The sequence below is a fragment of the Nocardia sp. CDC160 genome, assembly GCF_035818795.1.
Taxonomy (GTDB): Bacteria; Actinomycetota; Actinomycetes; order Mycobacteriales; family Mycobacteriaceae; genus Nocardia.
Genome location: NZ_JAYKYT010000002.1, coordinates 192,726 through 217,465, shown reverse-complemented (window position 1 = coordinate 217,465; position 24,740 = coordinate 192,726). Strand labels below are relative to the sequence as shown.

The 24,740-nt window shown below is 67.5% G+C and carries 26 protein-coding genes; 15 read left to right on the top strand and 11 right to left on the bottom strand.

Going from position 1 to position 24,740, the window contains the following annotated elements:
• Nucleotides 1-98 precede the first annotated feature (98 nt).
• On the bottom strand, nucleotides 99-1,094 hold the full coding sequence (locus tag VMT40_RS08450) for an SDR family NAD(P)-dependent oxidoreductase (RefSeq protein WP_326357428.1): 996 nt from the start codon (nucleotides 1,092-1,094) through the stop codon (nucleotides 99-101).
• Between the two features lie 97 nt (nucleotides 1,095-1,191).
• Between VMT40_RS08450 and VMT40_RS08445 the strand changes: the two genes are divergently transcribed.
• Nucleotides 1,192-1,884, top strand: a complete 693-nt coding sequence (locus VMT40_RS08445) for an SDR family NAD(P)-dependent oxidoreductase (protein WP_326357427.1) — start codon at nucleotides 1,192-1,194, stop codon at nucleotides 1,882-1,884.
• 26 nt (nucleotides 1,885-1,910) lie between these two features.
• Here VMT40_RS08445 and VMT40_RS08440 read toward each other — a convergent pair whose 3' ends face one another.
• Nucleotides 1,911-3,170: a KasA/KasB family beta-ketoacyl-ACP synthase gene (locus tag VMT40_RS08440; protein WP_326357426.1), complete on the bottom strand. Its 1,260-nt coding sequence runs from the start codon at nucleotides 3,168-3,170 to the stop codon at nucleotides 1,911-1,913.
• Nucleotides 3,171-3,266: 96 nt separating this feature from the next.
• Complete coding sequence (locus tag VMT40_RS08435) at nucleotides 3,267-3,860, bottom strand: SRPBCC family protein (RefSeq protein WP_326357425.1); 594 nt, start codon at nucleotides 3,858-3,860, stop codon at nucleotides 3,267-3,269.
• 136 nt (nucleotides 3,861-3,996) lie between these two features.
• On the opposite strand from VMT40_RS08435, the gene VMT40_RS08430 reads away from it, so the two are divergent.
• On the top strand, nucleotides 3,997-4,977 hold the full coding sequence (locus VMT40_RS08430) for an oxidoreductase (RefSeq protein WP_326357424.1): 981 nt from the start codon (nucleotides 3,997-3,999) through the stop codon (nucleotides 4,975-4,977).
• Here VMT40_RS08430 and VMT40_RS08425 read toward each other — a convergent pair.
• From VMT40_RS08425 to VMT40_RS08415, 3 genes are read right to left on the bottom strand one after another with little or no spacing between them, the layout of a single operon-like run.
• Nucleotides 4,955-5,377, bottom strand: coding sequence for a VOC family protein (locus VMT40_RS08425; protein WP_326357423.1), 423 nt, complete (start codon nucleotides 5,375-5,377; stop codon nucleotides 4,955-4,957). The two genes, VMT40_RS08430 and VMT40_RS08425, sit on opposite strands and share 23 nt — an antisense overlap.
• A gap of 32 nt (nucleotides 5,378-5,409) precedes the next feature.
• Entirely contained in the window at nucleotides 5,410-5,922 is a 513-nt protein-coding gene (locus VMT40_RS08420; RefSeq protein WP_326357422.1) for a mycothiol transferase, read from the bottom strand.
• 29 nt (nucleotides 5,923-5,951) lie between these two features.
• Complete coding sequence (locus VMT40_RS08415) at nucleotides 5,952-6,884, bottom strand: LysR family transcriptional regulator (RefSeq protein WP_326357421.1); 933 nt, start codon at nucleotides 6,882-6,884, stop codon at nucleotides 5,952-5,954.
• 126 nt (nucleotides 6,885-7,010) lie between these two features.
• Here VMT40_RS08415 and VMT40_RS08410 point away from each other — a divergent pair, with 126 nt between their 5' ends.
• Both VMT40_RS08410 and VMT40_RS08405 read left to right on the top strand, forming a co-directional pair.
• Nucleotides 7,011-8,261: an MFS transporter gene (locus VMT40_RS08410; protein ID WP_326357420.1), complete on the top strand. Its 1,251-nt coding sequence runs from the start codon at nucleotides 7,011-7,013 to the stop codon at nucleotides 8,259-8,261.
• A gap of 52 nt (nucleotides 8,262-8,313) precedes the next feature.
• Nucleotides 8,314-8,766 (top strand): hypothetical protein, encoded by a 453-nt coding sequence (locus VMT40_RS08405; RefSeq protein ID WP_326357419.1) that lies wholly within the window; start codon nucleotides 8,314-8,316, stop codon nucleotides 8,764-8,766.
• A 5-nt stretch (nucleotides 8,767-8,771) separates the two neighbouring features.
• Here VMT40_RS08405 and VMT40_RS08400 read toward each other — a convergent pair whose 3' ends face one another.
• Complete coding sequence (locus VMT40_RS08400) at nucleotides 8,772-9,047, bottom strand: YggT family protein (RefSeq protein WP_326357418.1); 276 nt, start codon at nucleotides 9,045-9,047, stop codon at nucleotides 8,772-8,774.
• Between VMT40_RS08400 and VMT40_RS08395 the strand changes: the two genes are divergently transcribed.
• Nucleotides 9,037-9,222 carry a hypothetical protein gene (locus tag VMT40_RS08395; protein WP_326357417.1) on the top strand — a complete coding sequence of 62 codons (186 nt, stop codon included), beginning with the start codon at nucleotides 9,037-9,039 and terminating at the stop codon, nucleotides 9,220-9,222. The two genes, VMT40_RS08400 and VMT40_RS08395, sit on opposite strands and share 11 nt — an antisense overlap.
• Nucleotides 9,219-9,473 (top strand): hypothetical protein, encoded by a 255-nt coding sequence (locus tag VMT40_RS08390; RefSeq protein ID WP_326357416.1) that lies wholly within the window; start codon nucleotides 9,219-9,221, stop codon nucleotides 9,471-9,473. Before VMT40_RS08395 ends, VMT40_RS08390 begins: the two co-directional genes overlap by 4 nt.
• Before the next feature lie 10 nt (nucleotides 9,474-9,483).
• Here VMT40_RS08390 and VMT40_RS08385 read toward each other — a convergent pair whose 3' ends face one another.
• Nucleotides 9,484-10,521: a lysylphosphatidylglycerol synthase transmembrane domain-containing protein gene (locus VMT40_RS08385; RefSeq protein ID WP_326357415.1), complete on the bottom strand. Its 1,038-nt coding sequence runs from the start codon at nucleotides 10,519-10,521 to the stop codon at nucleotides 9,484-9,486.
• Between the two features lie 273 nt (nucleotides 10,522-10,794).
• Between VMT40_RS08385 and VMT40_RS08380 the strand changes: the two genes are divergently transcribed.
• The 5 genes from VMT40_RS08380 (at nucleotide 10,795) to VMT40_RS08360 (ending at nucleotide 15,524) form a co-directional block, all read left to right on the top strand.
• A complete protein-coding gene (locus VMT40_RS08380) occupies nucleotides 10,795-11,742 on the top strand; it encodes an acyl-ACP desaturase (RefSeq protein WP_326358535.1) in 948 nt (315 codons plus the stop codon).
• Between the two features lie 121 nt (nucleotides 11,743-11,863).
• Nucleotides 11,864-12,172 carry a type VII secretion target gene (locus VMT40_RS08375; RefSeq protein WP_326357414.1) on the top strand — a complete coding sequence of 103 codons (309 nt, stop codon included), beginning with the start codon at nucleotides 11,864-11,866 and terminating at the stop codon, nucleotides 12,170-12,172.
• Nucleotides 12,173-12,241: 69 nt separating this feature from the next.
• A complete protein-coding gene (locus VMT40_RS08370; protein ID WP_326357413.1) occupies nucleotides 12,242-13,891 on the top strand; it encodes an alpha/beta hydrolase in 1,650 nt (549 codons plus the stop codon).
• Nucleotides 13,892-14,182: 291 nt separating this feature from the next.
• Nucleotides 14,183-14,890 carry a hypothetical protein gene (locus VMT40_RS08365; RefSeq protein WP_326357412.1) on the top strand — a complete coding sequence of 236 codons (708 nt, stop codon included), beginning with the start codon at nucleotides 14,183-14,185 and terminating at the stop codon, nucleotides 14,888-14,890.
• Between the two features lie 169 nt (nucleotides 14,891-15,059).
• A complete protein-coding gene (locus VMT40_RS08360; RefSeq protein ID WP_326357411.1) occupies nucleotides 15,060-15,524 on the top strand; it encodes a DUF2231 domain-containing protein in 465 nt (154 codons plus the stop codon).
• Between the two features lie 96 nt (nucleotides 15,525-15,620).
• On the opposite strand, the gene lexA is transcribed toward VMT40_RS08360, so the two are convergent.
• On the bottom strand, nucleotides 15,621-16,427 hold the full coding sequence (gene lexA / locus VMT40_RS08355) for a transcriptional repressor LexA (protein WP_326357410.1): 807 nt from the start codon (nucleotides 16,425-16,427) through the stop codon (nucleotides 15,621-15,623).
• 194 nt (nucleotides 16,428-16,621) lie between these two features.
• Between lexA and VMT40_RS08350 the strand changes: the two genes are divergently transcribed.
• From VMT40_RS08350 to nrdR, 3 genes are all read left to right on the top strand, one after another.
• The gene (locus VMT40_RS08350) at nucleotides 16,622-17,029 is read left to right on the top strand and encodes a hypothetical protein (RefSeq protein WP_326357409.1); all 408 of its coding nucleotides are present in this window, start codon (nucleotides 16,622-16,624) and stop codon (nucleotides 17,027-17,029) included.
• A gap of 105 nt (nucleotides 17,030-17,134) precedes the next feature.
• Nucleotides 17,135-18,364, top strand: coding sequence for a hypothetical protein (locus VMT40_RS08345; protein WP_326357408.1), 1,230 nt, complete (start codon nucleotides 17,135-17,137; stop codon nucleotides 18,362-18,364).
• A gap of 102 nt (nucleotides 18,365-18,466) precedes the next feature.
• A complete protein-coding gene (gene nrdR, locus VMT40_RS08340; protein ID WP_326357407.1) occupies nucleotides 18,467-18,943 on the top strand; it encodes a transcriptional regulator NrdR in 477 nt (158 codons plus the stop codon).
• A gap of 80 nt (nucleotides 18,944-19,023) precedes the next feature.
• Here nrdR and hrpA read toward each other — a convergent pair whose 3' ends face one another.
• Complete coding sequence (gene hrpA, locus VMT40_RS08335; protein ID WP_326357406.1) at nucleotides 19,024-23,367, bottom strand: ATP-dependent RNA helicase HrpA; 4,344 nt, start codon at nucleotides 23,365-23,367, stop codon at nucleotides 19,024-19,026.
• Nucleotides 23,368-23,505: 138 nt separating this feature from the next.
• Between hrpA and VMT40_RS08330 the strand changes: the two genes are divergently transcribed.
• A complete protein-coding gene (locus tag VMT40_RS08330) occupies nucleotides 23,506-24,156 on the top strand; it encodes a Pr6Pr family membrane protein (protein ID WP_326357405.1) in 651 nt (216 codons plus the stop codon).
• On the opposite strand, the gene VMT40_RS08325 is transcribed toward VMT40_RS08330, so the two are convergent.
• Nucleotides 24,145-24,606: a GNAT family N-acetyltransferase gene (locus VMT40_RS08325; RefSeq protein WP_326357404.1), complete on the bottom strand. Its 462-nt coding sequence runs from the start codon at nucleotides 24,604-24,606 to the stop codon at nucleotides 24,145-24,147. The genes VMT40_RS08330 and VMT40_RS08325 overlap by 12 nt on opposite strands.
• Between the last annotated feature and the right edge of the window lie 134 nt (nucleotides 24,607-24,740).

Sequence of the window (24,740 nt, the reverse complement as noted above, 5' to 3'; positions counted from 1 at the left end):
CCGTGACCAGTGCGGTAATGACTGCGATCGCCATGAACACCAGGATCACCCGGGCGCTGCGGGTCGGCGGTTCGGCGGGCGGCTGATCGCTCATCGGGTTATCTCCTCAGTGGTATGGGTGGTGGTGGAGGGTCATCGTATTCGGGCGGCTCCCAATACGTTTGGAGTCCGCGACGTTGGGGCATTATCTCTGCCGCCTCCCGGGCCACGCCAATGAAACCGGGGTGATCGATTATGAAACGCACCACGCGCTCGACTTCGGGTCCGCTGACCACCCGCATGAGAGCGTGGCTGGACCGGGGGAGAGCGCGAGTCAGCCGGTAGGCCAGCCACGATTCCGCTCGCAGCGGCAGTAATGCGCGATTGCTCTCGACCGCCTCGACGATCTTGCGCCCGGCCTTGTCCGGATGCATGCCGAGCAGCGTCATCGCCTTCACCACGATCTGCCGGGTAATGGCGACCTGCTCGGCACTGAGCGTGGCCAGGGTGGCCGTCGCGGCGAGATTGGTGGCGATCAGGCCCGGGCAGACCACCGTGACGCCAATGCGCTCGGAAGCCAGTTCGGTGCGCAGGGTTTCGCTGAAATGCTTCACCCCGGCCGCGGTGAACGCGTACGGCGTGCCCAGCCGGACCGGGGTGAAGGCCGCGATGGAGGAAATGTTCACCAGGTGCCCGCCGCGCCCGCGCGCGGCCATCTGCGCGCCGAAGAGCCTGCAGCCGTGCACGATCGCGGTCAGGTTCACCTCGGCGATGCGGTGCAGGTCGGCGGGGCGGATGTCGAAGAACGGCCCGCCGACCACGATTCCGGCATTGTTGACCACCACGTCCGGAATCCCGTGCGCGGTGCGGACATAGTCGGCGAAGGTCTCGAGCGCCAACGGATCGCCCACGTCCAGCGCGTACGGGAAGGCCGACCCACCGGCCGAACGGATCAGCGCCACCGTGTCCGTGGCGGTCGCGAAATTGATGTCGGCGACTACGACCTCGGCCCCGCGGGCGGCGAGTGCCTTGGCGGTGCCGCGGCCGATGCCGCTGCCCGCCCCGGTCACCACCGCGAGTTCGGGGCGGAAGGGTTTCGCTCTCAGGCGCTGCATTCTGCTCCTCCGCTGGAGAATCCGGAGTATATACTGTCTGGGACAGTAGACGCCACTCGAAAGCGGTGCCGCCGCAGCGGAAATGGGGAAACCACTCATGACAGGCTTCGACAACGACGTGGTCGTCGTTACCGGTGCCGGTGGCGGCATCGGCCGCGCGGTGGCACAGCGCTTCGCGCGCAAGCGAGCCATTGTCATCGTCGCGGATCTGGACAAGGAGCGCGCGGTGCGGACGGCCGAGAGCATCGAGGAATTCGGCGGGGACGCCACGCCGTTCGCGGTGGACGTGGCCGACGCGGTGGCCATGGAGAGCTTCGCCGAGGATGTGCAAACCGAGTTCGGCGCGGCGAAGGTGCTGGTCAACACCGCCGGATACACCACGGCGGGACCATTTCTCGAGCACACCCTCGACGAATGGGACCGGCTCATGGGCGTCAATGTGTGGGGATTGGTGCACGGCTGCACGCACTTCGGGCGGCAGATGATCGAATCCGGCCGTGGCGGACGGATCATCACCGTGACCTCGGTGGCGGCCTACACCCCGATTCCGATGAGTTCGGCGTACTGCGCCACCGCGGCCGCAGCGCACATGCTCACCGAGGGACTGCGATTGGAGTTCGCGGGGACCGGCGTGGCGGTCACGGCGGTGTGTCCGGACCGCGCCGGGGCGCACGGTCCGGAGGACATCGCCCGCACCATTGTTCGGGCGGCCGCGCGCAGGCGCCGTGCCGTAGTGGCCAGGATCGACGATTACCTCGCCAAGAAGCTGGAGCGATTCGAGGCGAGGTAGGCCGAAGCTGTAGCGCCGAACAGCAATCAATACCGCCCGAACAGCACCGCCGCATTGTGTCCGCCGAAGCCGAACGAATTGTTCAGGGCGAATTCGACTTCGGTGTGGCGGGGCTTGGTGTGCACCACGTCCAGGTCGACCTCGGGGTCCTGGTTCTCCAGGTTCAAGGTCGGCGGGATCACCTGGTCGCGCAGGGTCAGCACCGAGATGACGGCCTCGAGCGCGCCGACCGCGCCCACCGAATGGCCCAGCGCGGACTTGGGCGCGTACACCGAGGGGTGGGTGCCGATGGCCGCGGCAATCCCCTTGGCCTCGGCCAGATCTCCAATGCTGGTGCCGGTGGCGTGGGCATTGACGTGATCCACCTCGGCGGCGCCGACGCCCGCGGATTCGATGGCGCGGCGCATGGCGCGGGCGCAGCCCAGACCCTCCGGGTCGGGGGCGACCATGTGGTAGCCGTCGGCGGTGAGGCCCGCGCCGAGTAGTCGAGCCAGGGGTTTCGCGCCGCGGGCCAGGGCGTGCTCCTCGGACTCGACCAGCAGCAGCGCGGCGGCCTCACCGAAGACGAAACCGTCGCGGTCGCGGTCGAAGGGGCGGGAGGCGCGTTCGGGTTCGTCGAGTCGCGTGCTCAGGGCCCGCGCCATGGAGAACCCGGCAATGGCAACGGGATTGATGTAGCCCTCCACACCACCGGCCACGATCATGTCGGCCTCGCCCAGCACGATGGAGCGCCAGGCGTGCACCAGCGCCTCGTTGCCGGACGCGCACGCCGAGACCGGGGTGACCAGGCTGGCCCGGGCCCCGATCTCCAGCCCCACCACGCCCGACACCCCATTGGGCATGGACATGGGCACCGCGAACGGCGACACCTTGCGATAGCCGTGCTCGCGCATGGCGTCATTGGCGTCGACGATGGTGTCCGCGCCGCCGAGCCCGGTGCCGATGCACACGCCCAGGCGATCCTTGTCGACCTCGGGGCTACCGGCGGTGGCCCACAGGCGTTTTCCCATGACATACGACATTTGCTGCACATAACACATGCGGCGTTTCTTGATCCGATCGAGTTCCGCGGTCGGATCCGCCACGAGTTTGCCGCCAATGGTGACCGGCAGTCCCAACTTGGTGATCTCGGGATCGGTGAGGGTGGAAATTCCGCTGGCCCCCGAAAGCAACCCCTGCCAGGTGCCTTCCGTATCGGGGGCAATCGAGGTGGTCATCTCCACGGCGGTCACCACGACATTGCGGAATCCACCGTTGCGAGTGGAGAAGTCTGCGAGGCTATTCACTTTTCGTATCCTTCGGCGAGCAATTGGCAAGTCCTGCAGAGTGTTCGCGAGCGCTTGCGAGGCTATCCCGAGAATCCCATTGCAGCAGGACGACACTCAGATACGAGACGCCAATCCCTTGATACTCAGGGTCATCACAGGTTTCACGAACGGCGCTGCCCAGCGCAGCGGAAGGGAGCCGCCGACGCGCGGTCGGAACGCGATCGTCCAGCTGAGAATGGTGCCGCCGTCGGCTTCGTCGAGTCGGTAGTCCTGCGCGAAGGCGTCGATGAGGAAGGGAATCGAGATTCGAGTGCCCGTCACCGAGAGTCGCTTGTCCTGCGCCACGGTGACGACCTTTTCCGCGCAGGCGAACAGCAATCCGTCGAAGCTGCGCGCCGCGCCCTCGCGGCGGTGGTCGTCGCGGTAGCGGATGCCGTTGACGAGTGGAATCCAGGAGAAGGTGCCGTCGAGTTGCAGGGCGTCCCAGACCTGGTGCGGCGGGAACGGGAATTGGCGGCGCGCGGTGACGGTGAAGGTGGCGTCGGCGAGAAATGGGTCCAGTTGTTCGGTGGACAGCGGGCGCACCGAGAAGCCGCCACCGGCCAAAACCGCTGTGGTCCAGGCCCGCAGGACCGAGGCGGCAATGCCCGCGGCGAGCACCCCCAGCACGATGAGCGCGGCCACGATGACGATGATGGTGGTAGACATTGCCCGAATCCCTTCGCTGGATTGTCCCAGACAGGATAGGTCGGGCGGCCGTTTCGCGTCCGGCTATCAGGTGTCGCGGTCCGGCGTGGGCGGGTACTTTGTCTGAGACGGAATTTCGAGCAAGGAGAACGACCGCATGACCGAGGCCCTGCCCGATCGACCCGCCCTGGCCAGCCCGCCCTTGTTCGCCCGCCGCTGGACGGCCGACGACATTCCCGACCAGACCGGCAAGACCGCGATCGTCACCGGCGCCAATAGCGGTCTCGGCCTGCGCACCGCGGAAGCGCTGGCGGCCAAGGGCGCTCACGTGCTGTTGGCCTGCCGCAACGAACTCAAGGCCGCGGCGGCGCTGGAGCAGGTGAGCACCGCGGCCACCGGACCCAAACCCGAAGTGCTGCCCCTGGATCTGGCCGACCTGACCTCCATCCGGCGCGCGGCGGACCATCTCGACGTGCGCGGCACCCCGATCGACATTCTGGTCAACAACGCGGGCGTCATGGCCCTGCCTCGCCATCAGCGCACGGCCGACGGTTTCGACGCGCAATTCGGGACGAATCACCTGGGGCACTACGCCTTGACCGGGCTGTTGCTACCGGTGTTGCTGCGCGCACCCGAACCCCGCGTCGTCACCGTCTCCTCGATCGCCGCCTGGGGTGGGTTGATCAACTGGCTCGACCCGAACTGGCGGCTGGTCTACGTCCGCTGGCTCGCCTACAGCCAATCCAAACTCGCCAATCTCTTGTTCACGGCGGAACTGCACCGCCGGGCCCGAGCCGCGGGTGTTCACCTCACCGCCGTGGCCGCCCACCCCGGCCTCTCGGCGACCAATCTCTATGACTCCGACGCGGAGAAGGGCATCGCGGGCCGCCTCGCGGCAGCACAGCAACGCCTGCTCGTCTCCGTCGCCCAATCCGACTCCCAGGGCGCACTCCCGCAGCTGTACGCGGCCACCACACCGAACCTCGCCGGAAACTCCTATGTCGGACCGGCTTTCGAGACATTCGGCTATCCGCGCCGAACCCTGCGCAACCCCATCGCCTACAGCCGCTCGGAAGCCCGCAGACTCTGGGCGCTGAGCGAAAAGCTCACCGGCATCACTTACGACTGGTCTCACTAGCCGGATAAACCGCTACCTCGATCAAGTTCCCGTCGAGGTCCCGGCAATAGTGCGACACCATCTCGCCCAGCGCCCCGATCTTCACCACGGGACCGTTGGTGATCTCGACGCCGCACGCGGTCAGGTGTTCCGCGACGGCCTCGGGCGAGGCGGTGGTGATGAAGCAAAGGTCCTGTGCCCCAGCCGCTTCGGTGGCAGCGGTGGTCCAGGCCGGATCGGATTCCTGCGCGCCGACCGGCCGCAGGTTGATCTTCTGGTTCCCGAAGGCGAGCGCGATCCGTCCGGCCGGGCCGAATCGCTCCACCCGCATGCCGAGCACGCGCGCGTACCAGTCGGCCGTCGCTATCGGGTCGAGGCAGTTGATGACTATGTGATCGAACCGGTCCACGGTGAATGCCATGTCCGCATTCTGTCCGTGGACCCGGATCGAGATCAACGGCGGCGCAGGAGGAGTCCGCGTATGTAGGCGGCCTGGCCCGAGTGTTGGATGTCGTCGTCGATGACGCTGATGAGGCGCACGCCGAGGGTGACCGGGGGATTCCAGCGGGTGTCGACGATGCGGGGGAGGTCCGGGTCGGTGAGTTGGGATACGTAGGCGATGGTCTGGTCGTGGACCGCGTCGAAGTAGCCCAGGAGGAGATCGGCCGTAACACCTTGCAGCTGGGCCACTTCCGCGGAAGTGTGGCCGTAACCGGTGGCGGCGGCGTCGAAAGGTAGGTCGAAGCGCTTGACCCATCCGGCGGCGGTCCACACCTGTTCGAGTCCGGCCACCTCCGCGACGTGGTCGTCCTGCACGCGGGTCAGATGCCAGATGAGCCAGGCGATCGAGTTGCCGGTGCCGTCGGGGCGGGTGGTCAGCTCCTCCTGGGTCAGATCGGCGACCGCGCCGTGCACGTTCTCCTTGATTCGTCCGAATGCGTCCACCAGCAAATCAGCGCTCGTCATGCCCCCATCCAAGCACCGGGGTACGACAGTTATTCCGTGATGCGCGCCCAATCCGGCACCCAGAGTCCGGCGCGGGTGCCCACACCGGCGGCGAAGTGGTCGTGGAGTGCGGCGAGCGTCGGGTGCGGGTCGTCGGCGCGGTGGAGAAGGGAGTGGGGGTAGGCGGGGGTGGGATCGCGCAGTGGGATGCGGCGCAGCTGGTGGGTGGCGGGCCACAGGAAGCGGGTGTCCTCGCCGACCAGCGTCGCCACGGTGGGGGAGTCGGCGACGGCGTCGAGCAAGGGTTCCAGCCCGAAGTTCGGGCCGACCGGATCGATGGTGAGATCGAAAGCGGCGGCGAGGGATTCGTAATAGGCCGCCCACTCCGTGCCGGTCACAATGCCCGGCATCCAGATGCGATGGCCGACAAGGTCTTCGGGAGTGACCGTCCGCGCCTTGGCCAGCTTGTGATCGGGGCCGACCAGCAGTTCCAACGGCTCGTCGAAGATCGGGCGAGCCCGCAGCCCCTCGGGCAACGGATGCGCCGGGGTGGGCACACAGCGAATGGCCGCGTCCACCGTGCCCGCCGACAGCGCCTCCATCGCCGCGCCCGCGTGCTCGAGGGTGACCACGTCGAGTTCGATGTGGGGGTGCGCGCCGTGGAAAGCGCGCAGCAGCCCGGCCGGGGCGAGCTTGCGGCCGACCACATCGACGCGCAGGGCACGGCTGCCGGGACGCACGGACGCCAGCGCGCGCTCGGCGGCTTGGAGCACCGTTCGCGCGTGCGGCAGGAAGGCGTGGCCGTCGAGGGTGAGCCGGGCGCCGCGTGGGGTCCGGGTGAACAACTGCACGCCGAGCGATTTCTCCAGCGCCGCAATGCGTTTGGAGACCGCCTGCTGCCTGATGGCCAGATCGGCGGCCGCGTCCTGGAATCGCTGCGCGTCCACGACCGCGACGAAGGTGCGGACAGCCTCGAAATCCATGCCCCGAGCTTAGGCATACAACCATCGGTTGTGACTCGCCGCGGACCCGGTTGTTTGATCCCGAGGTCGCGAGTCTGCTTCGATCTCGCGGAACAACGATGACGGGATGGCACGAGGCGGGCGGGTATGTCGGACAGGCGGTCGCTGGGACGCGACTTCGGGTGGTTGTGGGCGGCCTTCGCGGTGAGTACCGCCGGATCGTGGCTGGCCTTCGACGCGTTTCCCTTGATCGCGGTGCTGGTCCTGCACGTGGGCCCGGAACAGGTGTCGCTGCTGGCGGCCGCGGGGCTGGCCGTGGGCGCGGTGGTCGCGGTGCCATTGGGGCCGTGGATGGAATTCCGGCCCAAGCGGCCGGTGCTCATCACGGCGGATGTGGTGCGGTTCGCGGTGGTGCTGAGCGTGCCGATCGCCTTCGCGCTGGGGATGCTGAGTTTCCCACAGCTGCTGGTGGTGTCGGTGATCGTCGCGGCGGCGGACATCGCGTTCAAGTCGGCGTCCGGGGCGTATCTGAAGACCTTGGTGGCCAAGGAAGACCTGCTCACCGCGAACGGGCGCTTCGAATCGACCATGTGGACGGCGACCGTGCTGGGTCCGCCGCTGGGTGGTGCTGCGATCGGGATCTTCGGGCCGGTGGTGACGGTGGCCGCGAACGCGGTCAGTTTCCTGTTGTCGGCGTTGGGAATTCGCGCCATCGGCGGTGGCGAGGAGCGCCCCGAGCGGCGGGCGTCCACCGGGTTTCGGCTGGCGGATCTGGTCGAGGGCTGGCGCTACATCCTGACGCATCGAGCGCTGCGGCCGCTGTACTTCAATACGGTGCTGGTGAATTCGCTGGTCATGGCGACCGCACCGCTGTTGGCGCTCATCATGTTGCGCGACAACGGGTTCACGGCCCTGCAGTACGGGCTCGCCTTCGGAATGCCGTGTATCGGCGGGCTCGTCGGCTCCCGGCTGGCGCGACCCCTGGCGGCCCGATTCGGCCAACGCCGGATCCTGGTGGTTGCCGGAATCCTGCGCTCCTGCTGGTCTTTCGCGCTCGCGTTCATCGGTCCGGGGCTCGGGGGACTGCTGCTGGTCATCGTGGTGGAGTTCGGACTCATTACCTGTTGCGGCATCTTCAACCCGGTGTATGCGACCTATCGCTTGGAACAGACTCCCACCGATCGCACGACGCGGGTGCTGTCCGCATGGTCGATCACCAGTAGCGCGAGCACCGCCGCCTTGACGGCCGTGTGGGGCGTGATCGCCGCGCTGACTACGCCGCGCACGGCCATCGCTCTCGCCGGGGTGTTGATCCTCGGAACCGCTCTGCTGTTGCGCCCCAAGAGATTCCCTGATTCCGCACCGGCCGAACCGGTACCCGCGGTGAATCCGGGCTGATTTCAGGGAAAAGCCCGATGTGCGGTGGGGCGGGTGGTGGTTGCGTGGTTACATGACTACCACCGCCACCCCGCCCACCGTCCCGGGCTATGTCAACGTCATGGTGAAAGCCTTACTCAGATCGCCATTCCATCGCGTCATGAGCAAGAACACCATGCTGCTCGAATTCGTCGGCCGCAAAACCGGCAAGCATTACACCGCCGTCGTGCGCTACATTCCCGAAGGGGAGATCATCAACTGCTACACCGACAGCAAGTGGTGGCGGAACTTGCGTGGTGGAGTGCCGGTTTCGATGGTGCTCGGCGGGCGGACTGTTCGGGGAATCGCGACACCGATCACGGATCGGACCGCGGTGGCCGCAAGTCTCGGAGCGTTTCTGACCGAAATGCCCGGGGATTCCAAATATTACGGGGTTCGGAACAGGGATGACGGGTTGCCGGATCCCGATGATGTGATCTCAGCCGCGCAATACACGACATTGATCCGAATCAAACGTGTGGAGTGAAACCTTTACAAGCTGAACGCCACGGCCCGAAGAATCAGCACCACGATGAACACCACCGTGAACGCCAAGTCGATCTGAACACCCCCGAGCCGAACCGGCCGAAGCACCCGCCGAACCGGCGCGATCACCGGCTCCGTGAGCCGATGCAGAATCTCCTGCGGCCGCCGCACCCCCTGCGGATTCTCGCTCAACGTCACGATCCAGTCCACGATCAACCGCCCGATCAGCAACAGCAGGAAGAGAGTAAGAACCAGCCCGAGCAGGCTCCCGATGACCGACATGGCGAACTCCTTCGTAATTGCCGCCCTTACGCTGATCAACGCTCCGCGAGCGTCGAAAGTGCCCCCATCGTCGACCATGATCGCCGGGTTCGGCGGCAAGCTCGCCGCAGCCGTGCAAGAATCTGGGCTGCTGTTCGACCAGCTCACCCCGAGATCGCACAAGGAGTCGAAGTGAGCAAGAAGTACCTGCTCGGCCTTCCCATCGCCGTCTTCGCGATGGCTCCGGCCGTCGGCGCCATCGATGCCGCCCCGGCCCAGGCCGGAGTTCCGACCTACACCTGCAATGCGCAGACCTGGGCGGGGGAGACCCTCCCGACCCTGACCGTCGAGGCCAAGTACAGCAAGCGTCAGGCCATCGGCGAAGCCCAGACCAACTGGCGTGGCACCGCCAAGTACTCCACGATCGACTGCCAGCTGAACAAGTAACCCCGCGCGCTCAGATCGCGCGACGGTGGTTCAGATAGGCGAAGGAGGCCAAGCCCAGGGGAATCTGGCACCAGAAAGTAAGGAGCCGATACCCCAGGGCCACTCCGACCGCCACCCCGGCGGTGAGTCCGGCGACGGCCGTGAGTCCCGCGGCAATCGTGATCTCCTTGGTGGCGACCCCATTGGGCGAGGGCAGCAGGGGAGCCAACGCCACCGTCACCAGCTCCACGACGAAGGTGTCGGGCAGGCTCAGGTCCGCGCCGACCGCGTGCAACACCGCCCACAGCGCCACCACCATCAGCAGCGGCTGCAGGAGCGCGCAGATCCACAGCGCCGCCGCCCGCCGCGGCCGTACCGCCGTGGCCGCCACCGATTTCCACGCGACCTCCGCGTCCGATCGCGCGTGCCGAATGCGCGCGGGCAGCCGACGCCATCCACCCTCGCCCTGCACGCGTCGGTTCACGGCGACCACGATCGCGGCCAGCACCGCGGCGCCCACGACCACCGCGATGATCATGATTCCCGCTGTGCGCCAGGGATTCTCGCCGACCAGGTGATGCCACCGGGTCGATGCCCGCCCACCCAGATCGTGCCACGGCGGTTCGGCCCCATGGCGACTCATCAAACTCGGCGCGGCCAGCGCGGCGATGATCACCAGCGGCACCCGCACCATGAGCGCCGCGAACCCCATCAACGCCATGGACGCCATCGCCCCGGTGTGACTCAATCCGGTGCGCCGCAGAAACCGCAGTCGCAGCAAGAGCGACGCCGCCGGAACCAGCCCGATCGCGGGCACCGCCAACTGCAACGCGAACAGCTGCCGCGCATCGGTCCGCGACGGAATCGACCCCCGCAACATGAAAACCGATGTGGGCCACAGCGCCAATGTGGCCAGCCCGGCCACCACCAGCCACCGCGGATCCGCCCCCATGAGCGCGTGCACCCCGGTGAGTACCGCATCCCGCTGCCACACCGCCGCGCCCGCCACCAGAACGGTGGAGCCGACGGTGGGTAGTGCCTTCCTCGCAGCTGCGGGAACGGCCGCCATCTGCCCCTCCTCAGGTACCGCAGACGTATTTCCCCGGTTGAATCGCATACGCGCGCCCCCACATTAACGTGCTCGGCGAAGAGACGACCCGCATTCCGGCACAACGGGGGGATTGGCCGGAGAACAGAACGTTCGAGCGGGTTGCCCGCGGCCCGCTGGGTGCAATTGCAGAACGGTCGTCTTTCAAGAGCGGCAAGGCGATTCGACGGTTGTCCGGGTAGGGTGGCGGGCGGACGAGTCGTCGATGAGCAGGGACCCGACGTGGCTGATTCCATGACCGCGACAGCATTGCTGGCAGAACTCGAACCGGTGGCGGAAGCGAATCTGAACCGGCACCTATCGCTGGCCAAGGAATGGCATCCACACGACTATGTGCCGTGGGACGAGGGCCGCAATTTCGCGGCGATGGGCGGAATCGACTGGGAGCCCGAACAATCCAGGCTGGGCGAGGTGGCGCGCGCCGCCATGATCACCAATCTGCTCACCGAGGACAATCTGCCGTCCTATCACCGGCTCATTTCCGACGCCTTCTCCCGTGACGGCGCGTGGCGGAACTGGGTCGATCGGTGGACCGCCGAGGAGAACCGGCACGGCATCGTGCTGCGCGATTACCTCGTCGTCACCCGCGGTGTCGACCCCGTCGCGCTCGAGCAGGCCCGCATGACGTGCATGTCGCAGGGTGTCGACGATCCCACGGGGACCGGTAATCACGAAGTTCTGCACGGCGTCGCCTATGTGACGTTTCAGGAACTCGCCACGCGGGTTTCCCACCGCAATACCGGAAAGGCCTGCCAGGACCCCATTGCCGACCGCATGCTCACGCGCATCGCGGCCGATGAGAACCTGCACATGGTCTTCTACCGCAATATTTGCGGCGCGACCCTGGACCTGGTTCCCGACGATGCCCTGGCCGCGATTACCGCGGTGATCAAGAACTTCCGCATGCCCGGCGCGGGCATGCCGGACTTCCGGCGCAATAGTGTGCTCATCGCCAAGCACGGCATCTACGACCTGCGCCAGCACTTGGAAGAGGTCATCATGCCGGTGCTGCGCAAGTGGAACATCTTCGACCGCAGCGACTTCAGCGCCCGCGGCGAGCAGATCCGCGACGAACTGGGCGCCTACCTGGACAAACTCGGCAAGGATGTGATCCGCTTCGAAGAGCAGCGCGACCGCGCCCTCGCCCGCGACGCCGCCCGCCGCGAACGCGTCGCCCGCTGAGCCCATATGTGACCCGCGGAGCCCACATGTGAACAGCCAGTGAGTTGTCCACATCCTGGACTTCTCATCTCACCTCGTCGTCGTCGCGCCGCTAATGTTCGGTCACGACGAAGGGGGAAGCATGACCGACATGCTGCGCGCCGACATCGCCGCGCTCCGAATCATGGCCGCGGGCATCCGCACCGAGGCCGATGCCATCGCGGCCATCGACCCGGTGGACCTGATAGCCCAAGTGGCCCAATCCATGCCCAACTCGGCCACTGGCGCGGCCGCCACCGGCGTCTGCGCACCCCTGCGCACCGCCCTGTCCCGAATGGCCACCCAACTGACCACCCTCGCGGACACCACCACCCACGCCGCCACCACCTACGAGCAAACCGAAGCGGACCTCGAACACCAACTCGACTCCTACCTCCACCCCACGCCCTGACCGACCGACTCGGGGAATCGATCTGCTTGGCCACGGGAGGGCGGGATGGGGCGGGCGAGGTTGTCGCAGGTGCGTGGGTGGGATGCCGAGAGCGCTTCGAGGGCCAGTGGGGCTGCGATTCAGGCGGATTCGGACTTTTCCGGCGCAATCGGGCGGTTCGGCGGGCTGGTCGATGTGGCGTTGAGTGGCTGGCACGGGGCGGCGGGAGCCGCCGGGGCGCTGCGGGCGGTGCAGTCGCAGGTGGGTGCCAATCACATTGGGGCGGCGCTGCTCGATATCGCCGAGGCGCTGGCGGAAGCCTCCACGCTCGAGCGGGTGTGTGAGCTCGTTCGGGAGTTGGAAGCCGAAGCGGCGGCCCACGGTTGCCGGGTGTCGGAGGATGGGAAGGTGGCCGGGCCGCGGTCCGCGACGGGGAACACGGCCTTGGACTTGATCTTTCAGGCCGGATTCGATGCCAAGGCGCGGGAGTTGCAGGCGCGGTTGGTGCCGCTGCTGGAGGCGGCGGGGGAGACCGACGAGCGAGCGGGGGCGCGGCTCGATGCCGCCGCAACCGCTTTGGCCGGGTTGGCTCGCGATCCGCAAGGGGGTGGGCCGAGTTCGCGGATCGCCGGGTTCCTCGAGGGAACGGAGAATTTGCCGGAGGATCCGAAAGCGCTTTACGCGCTGTGGAATTCGCTCTCGCCCGCCGATCAGGACGCGCTGTTCGCCTTCGATCCGCTCATTGGTGATCGCGACGGGCTGCCCGCGTTGGCGCGAGATCACTACAACCGGCTCGCGGTCGCACGGCTGGGCGAGGATGCGGTATCCGAAGGGCAGCGGCTGGTGGACCAGCACCCCGACTGGGCGCGCGGCGAAAACCTCCCCACGACCGCCGACGAATGGATTCGGTTGCGGCAGTGGGCAGCCGCACGGCATGCCGCGCAAACCAGGCAGGCGGGATATGAGGCCCTCGGTGATGCGATCGGCGCGGCCGGATCGGGACGATTGCTGCTGGAAGTCGACGAGTACGGCCACGGCGCGATCGCGTTGAACAATCCGGACACGGCGGCGAACGTCGCGACCTTCGTGCCCGGTACCGGGTCCCCGATCACCGCGATCGGCGAGGGCCTGGATCGTTCGCGGGCCCTGCTGGGTGCGGCCGAGCGCGCGGATCCGTCGGCGCGTACCTCGGTGATCGCCTGGTACGGCTACGACGCCCCACCGAATCTGGCGGAGGCGGCGACGGATTGGCGAGCCCGGGAGGGTGCGCCCGCGCTGGACCGGTTCGAGGAGGCGCTGCGGGCCACGCATGCCGGGCCGAGATCGCACAATTCGGTCATCGGGCACAGTTACGGGAGCACCGTGATCGGGGCCGCGGCCTCCGGAGCTAACTCCTTGGCCGCCGACGCGGTGGTGTTCGTGGGCAGTCCCGGCGTGGGTGTCGAGGATGTTTCGGAATTGCGGCTCGAGGGTATTCCTGCGGGCCGCAACGCCGCGCATGTGTTTGCCACCGCCGACCCCGCCGACCCGGTGCCGAGATTCGGTCAGTTTTTGCACGGGGTGGATCCGGCCGATCGCGAATTTCGCGCAACGGTTTTCACATCTTCCGGCCCGACTATCGACCTTCCGGTGCTGCGGGGCATGCCCGTTGACGCGCTGGCCCACGGAAACTACTGGGAGCAGGGTAATCCGGGTCTCGCGACCCAGGGGGAAATCATCGCGGACCGCTATCGCCCATGAGTGAGACCGACCAGCCCGTTGCGCCGTGATAGCCGTAACTGCAGGTTGCGGGTTCGTAGCCGGGTATGCCGTATCGGTACATTGGGCGGCTGACCAAACTGGTCTGAAACGGTTGGGTTCATGCTAGGGTTCCGTGAGGTTGGAGCGGGAAGTCGGAGACAAATGCGCACTGAGAACATCAATAGGAAGTTCAAACTGCATGACGAGCGCAGGATTGCCGCCCAACTTCCAGAGCAACTTCATGGTTTGGATGTCGTCGGTTTTGGGAAGATAGAAGAGTTTCCGGGTGAGTTGCTGAACTCCTTCGGGGAATTCGCGAACGGGTCGGTCGCGCCGCGGTCGCGCATCTATCGAAATGCCCAGCCGAATCTCATCGACGCATGGCTGCTGGAGCTGTTGCGCGGTGCGCGCATCGGTGACCGCTTCTATCTGCGCACCGGGCTCGAGTACTTCCCCTGGGCCGACTGCCGGGTCCTGGACCACCGCTGGCTGGAGTCGCTGCGGCGCGTCATGGGCACCAACCAGGGATACATTGCGCACGACAAGAATTCGGCCGTCATGACCATCGGCACCCAGTACGAGGTGCTCGGTTTCGTCGCCGGGTCCGGCCTGCCGAGCGCGGCCGAGGCCGCACCCGTCGAGGAGACCCCGACCCGCCGCATCGTCCACACCCCGTCCGCCGCGTCCGAGCAGTCCGCGGCGGTATTGAGCGAGGACCTGCGCGCTCGCCGCCTGGCCGCCCTGTCCGGCGATGCCTCGACCGCCACCTCCACCTCGACCCCCGACCGTTCCGCGACCCCCGCGCAGGATGCTGCCGCGGCGCGGAGTTCCGAGGCCACGGCGACCCCCGAGCCCGAGGCGACCCCGGCGGCCGAGGCCGCGCCCGTCGCGGAGTCCGCTCCCGAAGCCGTCGAGCAGAGTGGGCAGTCGGTCGCGCATGCCGATGACGCACCCACCCAGTTGCTCACCCGCATCGTGGTGCCCACCGACGCGGACTGAACCGCCTCGCCCGCACCCGGGTCCCGGGCTCGCCGAGCTGGGTCCCCGGGCTTGCCGAGCTGGGTCCCCGGGCTCGCCGAGCCGACCCGGGTCCGCACCGAACCAGCGGCCGTCGACATACGTTGTACTGATACGCCGGGCTTTTCGCCGAGTTCGAAAGAGCCGATATATGTCGACAATCAATGGGCTGCCCGCCCATGTCCTTCTCGTGCACGTGGTCGTGGTGCTGGTCCCGCTGACGGCGGTGGCACTGATCGCGTGCGCGCTCTGGCCCGCGGCCCGCGCCCGGCTGATCTGGCCGACCGCCGCGCTGGCGGTCGTGGTGACCGCGTTGACGCCGGTCACCGTGGCGGCGGGGGAGTGGTTCCAGCAGCAACTGGGTATGCCACCGGTGATCGACGAGCATGCGCGGCTCGGGCATCAGATGCTGTACTTCGTTGCGCCGCTGCTGATTTCGGCGGTGCTGCTGGTGATCGCCCACGTGCGGCAGGGCCGGGGGAAGCCGACCGGGCGGGCGGCGGTGGCGCTCATCGCGCTCGTGGCCATCGCGGCCGGGGGCGCGGCCGCCTGGCAGACCTACCGGGTCGGGGATTCGGGGGCGCACGCGGTGTGGAACGGCGTGCTGAACCACTGACGGTGTTCGATCACCGAAAGGGTTCTGGGAGTACGACTGTCGTGACCCGGCGGCCGGTCTGCGGGGCGGTCACCGGGTCACGACAGTGCGGCACGGTCAGATCTTGCGGATCACCGTGACGACCTTGCCGAGGACCTGGGCGTCATTGCCCGGAATCGGCTCGAACAGGGGGTTGTGCGGCATCAGCCACACCTGGGAACCGGTGCGCTTGAACGTCTTCACGGTGGCCTCGCCATCGATCATGGCGGCCACGATGTCACCGTTCTCGGCCACGTTCTGCTGCCGCACGACCACCCAGTCGCCGTCGCAGATGGCGGCGTCGATCATGGACTGGCCGACGACCTTGAGCAGGAACAGCGAACCCTCGCCGACCAGTTCGCGCGGCAGCGGGAAGACATCCTCCACCGCCTGCTCGGCCAGGATCGGACCACCGGCGGCGATCCGGCCGAGGACCGGGACGTAGGTCGGAATCGGGTGCTCGTCGGAGGATTCGGCCTCCGTGCTCACCGGGCGCAGCTGCGAGACCCCGGCGGTGGCGCGCATGGCCGTCTCGTCCAGGCCCCGGACATCCACGGCGCGTGGACGATTCGGGTCGCGGCGTAGATAGCCCTTGCGCTCGAGCGCGCGCAGCTGGTGCGCGACCGAGGAGGTCGAGGTGAGGCCGACGGCATCGCCGATCTCGCGAATGCTGGGCGGATACCCGCGGTCGTGCACCGAGGTGCGAATGACCTCCAGCACCTTGCGCTGCCGCACGGTCAGTTCCGCGCCGCTGCCGGACGACTCGGCGGAGGAGGCGGAGTCGTCTCCTGGGAGGTCTCCTGGAAGACCAAGGGGTCCGTTGTCACCTTCCGCGCCGCCGTGTTCGCTCACCGCCGCCGTCCTCCATTCACTGCTGTGGCTCATTGGAATTCGTTGAACTCGTGCCATGACTGTAGTCCGTGTGACGCGTGTGATCAAACATCTGTTCGACGCATGTCGGGGAAATGAGTGACATTGTCGGTGGGCCGTGGTAGAAATTCGAACATCAGTTCTTCGAACACATGATCGAGTCAGTTGTCCAGCATCATTCGGTCCGCCCTACCTTGGAGGTTTCTTCGATGCGCGCCGTGGTCAGCGAAATCGACACTCTTGGAAGCGATTTGGGATTCGACAGCCTCCCGTGGGAGCTGCGCTCGGATCGGTCGTCCGCCCGCGCGGCGGATGCCGTCGTGCGCCCCCTCGGCGACCGTCGGCCCTGCCGTTCGACGGCCCGGCCCATGGTCCGCCCCGGCGCTCGACGCGATCATGTCGTCGTGCGACACGCGGCGGGACGCGCCCGGGGAGTGCATCCGCTCGACCGCGTGCAGCGCGCGCAGACCGGTTTCGCCGCCTTGGCGATCACCGCACTGGTGAGTGCCCTCGCCGTCGCCGGTCTGATCGGTTTGGCCCAATTGCGTTCCGGCGACTTCGATTCGCAGACCACCCCGCCGCCCGCGGTGCAGATGGCACCCGCTCCGGCGCGCTAGCGATCCCCGGTCACAGGGTTGGCCGGAAATGCAGATTGAAAACTGAAACGTGTTGCTACCGTCCCCCTGACTGTGACCGAGGCTACAACGCAAACAGGGGGCGTCATGCCGAGAGTTCGAGGGCTGATCCGGCTGGCCGGAGTCCTCATCTGCCTGATGATCGGGCTGGTGACGGCACCGGCCGCACAGGCGGAATCAGGATCGACCTATACCGCCTATCTGGATCCTCCGTCGATCAATGGCGACGGTGCGGGCGGAGGCGGTTTGAATCCGGCCCTGCCCCTCGATCCGGACGTCCTGCGCGACGCGCTCGACCAGGCGCGCGCCGCGGGTATCGCACCCCGCCGCTACGCCACACTGCTGCACCAGTACTGGCTGACGGTCGCCACCCGCAATGCCGATATCGACCTGGCCACCTGGGATCCCGCGCTCGGTGTCGCGGCCAATACCCGCACCTTCACCCAGGTCTACGTGAACTACCTGCGGCTGAACAACGCCCATCCCGACTACTGGTGGACCGGGTTGGCCGGGCTGGCGGGCGGCTCGTTCGCCTCGGGCTTCTTCGACATGGGCGATGTGGCTTCGATCATCAGCGTGCCGGGCGTCCATCAGCTCGGCGACGCGGTCGCGGATCTGCTGCGCGGCACACCGTCGCAGTTGTTGGACATCCTGCCCGCCGATATCGCGAACCTCGCCACCGAGGGCGAACGGCTCACCACGGAGGATCTGGCCTGGTACCAGACCCGATTGATGATCATGCAGAAGCACATCTTCATCGACCAGGTCCCCATGCACGAGGCGTACGCGGCCGAGGGCCTGGCCGGGGTCGAGGAGATGTATCGGGCGGGCGTGCTCGATGAGAACGCCATCATCGCCTGGCGCGACATCGCCACCGGTACGCAGGACGGGCTGGCCGACGCGGCATTGCGCATGACCGATCGCGAACAGAACCAGATCATTGCCGACCAGTGGGATGTCACCTCGCACGGCCGCGGGGCCATGGGCCGGGTCATGACGTATGTGAGCACCGTCGCGGGTAAGGCCGCGGTCCCGGGCGTGCGGGCACCCGGGGTGTTCGCGCCCATCACCGTCACCGCGGGCGGCATGTCGCTGCGGGCCCCGCTGCCCGACTTCAACTGGGCCGATCGCGACACGCGGTGGAATTACATCACCCACGACCTGCTGCCGCGCTATCTGGAACTGTGCGAGAACCCGGCCTTCGCGAGAACGGTTCTGGCCGTGCCCTTCTCGACCATGCTGGCCAATGGCCGCCTGGTGCAGCGGCTGCCGGACGTGCTCGCGGATATGACCAAGGAATGGCAGCTGACCACCTGATTCCGGCCGCGCGACCCGGGCGGACGCCGCGGACCGCCGCTATCACGGTATCCTCGAGATTGCTTAAGGTTTCTGATCCCAGGCATCGACGAAGGATCCCGGATGCATTGCCCGTATTGTCGTCACCCCGATTCGAGGGTGGTCGACTCGCGTGAGGCCGAGGAAGGCACCGCCATCAGGAGGCGGCGTGCCTGCCCGGAGTGTGGGCGCCGGTTCACCACTGTCGAAACCGCGATTCTGTCGGTGGTGAAGCGCAGCGGCGTCACCGAACCGTTCAGCCGCGAAAAGGTCATTCGCGGTGTGAGTCGCGCCTGTCAGGGCCGCGAGGTCGATTCGGACGCCCTCAATCTGCTGGCCCAGCAGGTCGAGGATGCGGTGCGCGCCAAGGGTTCCCCCGAGGTGCCCAGCCACGAGGTGGGGCTGGCCATTCTCGGCCCGCTGCGCGATTTGGACGAGGTCGCCTACCTGCGCTTCGCCTCGGTGTACCGATCCTTCAGTTCCGCCGAGGATTTCGAACGCGAGATCGCCGACCTGCGTCAGCACCGCGCCGAGCATTCGGTGGCCGCGTCGACGAAATAACCGAGCGTCCGCTACCAGCGGCCTCGACGACTTGCGGTCCGGCTCCGAAGCATTCGGAGCCGGACCGTTTCGCTCTCGGGTCAGCGCTGCGGCTGAGGTGGGCGGCGGGCCGCGTCGATGGCCTTCTCGATGCGCTTGGCCGACACCGGATACGGGGTGCCGAGCTGCTGGGCGAACAGGCTGACCCGGAGTTCCTCGATCATCCACCAGATTTCGACGATGTCGCGGCCGCCGCGGCGGTTCTCCGGGAGGTTGGCCACCAGCCGGTCGTAGGCGGCGTGCACGCGGTCCAGTTCCGCCATGCCCGCCCGGTCCCGGTTGGCGGCGGCGGGCAGGGCCTCCAGGCGCAGCCGGGCGGCCTGCAGATAGCGGGGCAGTTCCCGCAAACGGGCGCTGCCCCATTCGGAGATGAAGCCCGGGAAGACCAGGTCGTCGAGTTGGTGGGCGACATCGTCGGTGGCGTCGCGGTCGCGGGACTCGGCGAGGGTGGCGCGCAGACGGTGGGCCTCGGCCAGCACCGGGACCACGGAGCGGACGATATTCGCTACCGCCGTGGTGAATTGGGGTCGCACCTTGTCGACCAGGGCCTTGAACTGGTCGGGGCTGCGGACGGGGCCGCCGTGGGCCGCGATGAGTTCGTCGGCGGCGCAGGCGCGACAGTCCTCGACGAGGGCGTCGAGGGAGCCGTACGGATTCTGGCTCAGCGCAAGGCGATCCGTGGGCGGCAGGCCCGCGGTGACGGCGCGGGTATTGGTGGTGATCGCGCCCAGGAGCAGGGCGCGAGTACCGGTGCGCATGGCGGTGGCCTGCTCGGCGGGGGAACTGAGCACGCGCACGGCCACACCCTCGGGCTCGGCGACGAGCGCCGGGTAGCCGGTGATGGTCTGGCCGCCCACCTCGCGTTTGACCGAGGTGGGCAGGGTGCCCAGCGATTCCGAGGTCCACACGGTGGCGGGCGCGCGTTCGGAGCCGGTATTGGCGCGCGCCACCGACTTCGAGACCTGTTCGGCGAGACTGGTTTTCAGCTCAGTGAGGCTCTTGCTGCGGGCCACGATCTCGCCCGCCGGGTTGGTGGCGGCGAAGGTCATGCGCAGGTGGTCGGGTAGGCCCGCCGGGTCCAGGTGTCCGGCGGTAATGGTGACCGAGCCGAGCTGGGACAGTTCGCGGGCGAGCCCGGTGCGCAGGGGTTCGGCGCGCGGGGTGAGTCGGTCCAGCGCGGCCTTGGCGAAGTCTGGGGCGGGAACGACGGTGCGGCGCAACTGTTTCGGCAGAGTCTTGATGAAGGCCGCGGCCAGTTCCTCGCGCATGCCCGGCACCAGCCAGTCGAAGCCGACCGAGCGCACATGCGCCAGTTGGGCGATCGGAATGTGCACGGTCACACCGTCATCGGCCTGGCCCGGCTCGAACTGGTAGGTGAGCGGGAAGGTGAGCTCGCCCTGTCGCCAGCTGTCCGGGTAGGCGGTCGGGTCCAGGACCGCCGCGTCCTCGTTCACCACCGTGGAGGCGGTGAAGTCCAGCAGGTTCGGGTCCTTGCGCTGTGCCTTGCGCCACCAGCTGTCGAAATGCCGCACCGACACGATGTCGGAGGGAATGCGCTGGTCGTAGAAGTCGAACAGCACCTGATCGTCGACCAGGATGTCGCGCCGCCGCGCCCGATGCTCGAGATCCGCGACATCCTTGAGCAATTCCCGATTCCGCTCGAAGAACTCGTGCTTGGTCTGCCACTCGCCCTGCACCAGCGCATGCCGAATGAACAGCTCCCGCGACAACTCCGGATCGATCCGCCCGAAATCGACCCGCCGCTGCGTAACCAACGGAATCCCATACAGCGTGACCCGCTCATAGGCCGCCGCCGAACCCCGCTTGGCCGACCAATGCGGCTCGGAGTAGGTGCGTTTCACCAAATCGCCCGCGAGCTTCTCTGCCCACTCCGGCTCGATCCGCGCCGCCGTCCGCCCCCACAGTCGTGAGGTCTCGACCAACTCGGCCGCCATCACCCACCGCGGCGGCTTCTTGGCCAGCGACGATCCGGGGAAGATCATGAACTTGGCATTGCGAGCCCCGAGAAACTCCCGAGTCTCCGCCTCCCGCACGCCAATATGCGACAACATCCCCGCCAGCAACGCCTGATGAATAGACGTCACATCCCAAGGCAGCGAGTCGTTGTCGACCCCAGCCTTGGCGGCCAGCGACTCGGCCAGACCTGACCGGCCACTGGTGGACCCGGAATTCCCACGACCAGAACCGGCCTCGCGACCGGCCCCTGCGCCGCGACCCGCGCTACGCCCGTCGGCGCGGCCATCGGCACGAAGGGCGCCACCGGATCCGCGGGGTTCCCTGCCGTCTCCCAAGTCGAGCCCACCGTCGGGCTCGGGCCCGCGGCCTGAATTCCCGCGCTGCCCGGCATCATTGGCGTGCGCGCCGCGAGCTCCACGCCGGGTTTGTCCGGTTCGGCTGTTGTGGGTGTTGGCGGTGCCGGTGCCGCCCGCGTCGGCGGAAGTTGTTGCGGTGCGGTCGAATTGGGCGTCGGTGCCCGCGGTGGTCCAGCCGAGGCCGCGGGTGATGGTGCGGAGTTGGCCGTGCAGGTCCTGCCATTCGCGGATGCGGAGGTAGTGCAGGAACTCGTCGCGGCACATGCGGCGGAATTGGTTGGAGGACAGGGCGTTGCGCTGTTCCCGGAGGTAATCCCAGAGGCGCAGGTAGGACAGGAAGTCGGAGCCCTCGACGGTGAAGCGGGCGTGTTTGGTGTCGGCCGCCTGCTGGTGCTCGACGGGGCGTTCGCGGACGTCCTGGATGGACAGGGCCGCGACGATGATCAGCACCTCGGCGAGGCAGCCGCCCCGATTGGCCTCGACCAGCATGCGGGCCATGCGCGGATCGACCGGGATCTGCGCCATTTCCCGGCCGATGGGGGTGAGGATCAGGCCAGCGTCGGGAATGTCCTGTCGCCGACTGGATTCCGCCTCCGCGCGCGCCAGCGCGCCGAGTTCCTCGAGCAGCGCGATGCCATCGCGAATGGCGCGACTGTCCGGTGCCTCCACGAACGGGAAGCTCTCGATGTCACCGAGCCCCAGCGCGGTCATCTGGAGGATGACGGCGGCCAGATTGGTGCGCAGGATCTCCGGTTCGGTGAACTGCGGCCGGGATTCGAAATCCTCCTCCGAGTACAGCCGAATGGCGATGCCGTCGGCGACACGACCGCAACGACCCGACCGCTGCCGAGCCGAGGCCTGCGAAATCGATTCGATCGGCAGCCGCTGCACCTTGGTGCGCATGGAGTAGCGCGAAATGCGTGCCGTGCCAGGGTCGATCACGTATCGGATGCCGGGCACGGTCAGCGAGGTCTCGGCCACATTGGTGGCCAGCACCACGCGCCGCCCGGTATGCGACTCGAACACCTTGTGCTGCTCGGCCGCCGAGAGCCGCGCGTACAGCGGCAGAATCTCGGTGCGCGGCAGGCGCATATCGCGCAGCGAGTCGGCGGTGTCGCGGATCTCGCGTTCGCCGGAGAGGAAGACCAGGATGTCGCCGTCGCCCTCGGCCTGGAGCTCGCGCACCGCATCGCCGATGGCGTCGGTGGGGTCGCGGTCGACGATGCGGGTGTCCTCGTCGTCGGGATCCTCGGACGCGACCGGAAGTTCCAGCGACAGTGGCCGATAGCGGATCTCCACCGGATACGACCGCCCCGACACCTCGACAATCGGTGCGGGCGTACCGTTCTCGTCGCTGAAGTGCCGCGCGAACAACTCGGGGTCGATGGTCGCCGAGGTGATGACGATCTTCAGATCCGGCCGCTTCGGCAGCAGCTGCTTCAAATACCCCAGCAGGAAGTCGATATTGAGGCTGCGCTCGTGCGCCTCGTCGATGATGATCGTGTCGTAGCGCCGCAGCAGCCGGTCGCGCTGGATCTCGGCCAGCAGGATGCCGTCGGTCATGAGCTTGACCAGGGTGCGATCCGAGGCCTGATCGGTGAAGCGGACCGTATAGCCGACCACGTCACCGAGTTCGGTGCCCAGTTCCTCGGCAATGCGCTCGGCCACCGTGCGCGCGGCCAGTCGCCGCGGCTGGGTGTGGCCGATGGTGCCGCGAATCCCGCGCCCGAGTTCCAGACAGATCTTGGGTAGCTGGGTGGTCTTGCCGGAGCCGGTCTCACCGGCCACGATCACGACCTGGTTTTCCGCGATGGCCTTGGCGATATCGTCGCGGCGCGCGGACACCGGTAGCTGTTCGGGGTACCGGATGGTCGGGACGGCGGCCCGGCGGGCATCGACCCGGCGTTGGGCGGCGTCGATCTCGGATTCGAGGTCGGTGAGATCGCCGCCGCGGGCCTTGTCGAGCCTGCGACGCAATCGGTATTCGTCGCGGATCGAGAGATCGGCCAGGCGGGAACGAAGCTCGCGAGAGGTGGCGGCGGTCCTGGTCATTGCACCGTCAACGATAGCGAAGATCCGATCCGGGCCGGTCGGCGCGGTGTCGAGCGCCCGCCCACGTGGATTGCCCGATGGATGCTGGCATCGGCGTATCGTCCGCATTTCGACCGGTTGGCATGCGAATATCGGGTGATGAACGGCAGTGCATATACGGGGCCGGGCAGTGCGGTACACCCGCTGTGGGGTCGGGCGCTCTTGTTGGCGTTCGCGGTGCTGGACATCGCGGCGGCGGCGTGGACGGCCACGCATCTGGCGGCGGGCGGGACCCTCGGAAACTTCTTCAGCTACTTCACGATCCAGTCGAATCTGATCGTCATCGCGGTCTGGCTCGGTGTCGCGCTGTTCGATCCGCAGGGCGAGCGCTGGCAGCTCGTGCGCTGTGCGGCCACGCTCTATATCGTCATCACCGGCGTCGTCTACGCGGTGTTGCTGCAGAAGATCGCCGTGGGCATCCAGTACCCCTGGACCAATGACGTGCTGCACCGGGTCACCCCGCTGGTCGCACTCGCTGACTGGTTGCTGGTTCCGGCCGCGGTGGGCCTCAGCGTCCGACTTATCGCCTCGCTGCTCGCCTACCCGCTCGTCTACGGCGTCTACACGCTGATTCGCGGACCGATCGTCGACTGGTACCCCTACCCGTTCATCGATCCCCGCGACAAGGGTTACGTCTCGATGTCGATCGGACTCGTGTTCCTCGTCATCGCCTTCGTGATACTGGCGGTGGCCGTCGCCGCGCTCGGGGAGATGGCGACCCGATGGCGCGAGCGTCGCTCAGCGGGGTAGCGCCAGGGTCATGAAAACACTGTGCGGGTCCTCGGTGTACTCGGCGAAGGGCCCGCAGTGCTCGAAGCCGTACCGTTCGTAGAGCCGCACCGCGGGCAGATAGAACTCCGACGCACCGGTCTCCAGGCTCACGCGCTCATACCCACGCGTCTCGGCGGCATCGAGGATGTGCGCCAACAACTGTGACGCCACCCCGCGCCCCCGGAATTCGGCGGTGGTTCGCATGGACTTGATCTCCGCGTGCGTCGGGTCGAGTTCCTTGAGCGCCCCGCACCCCGCGAGTTCGTCGCCCTCCCACGCCGACCAGAAGGTGATCTCCGGCTTGCGCAGCGCATCGACGTCCAGGGCGTGCATGCTCTCCTCCGGCGAGTTGTCGAGCATCTCGGCCACGTGGGCTGCCAAGAGCCCGATCACCTCGGCCCCGGTCAGATCGTCGATCATGATGCGCATGCCGCCAGGCTATCGGTCGAGGTTGGCGGCGTGCCCGGCTGACCTCCCGCGCCAACCCGCCGACCTCCCGTGCCGTTCCCCGCGGTGCGGGCGGCGTCCGGCGCGCGCAGCGGTGACACTCGTTGTGGGCGGAC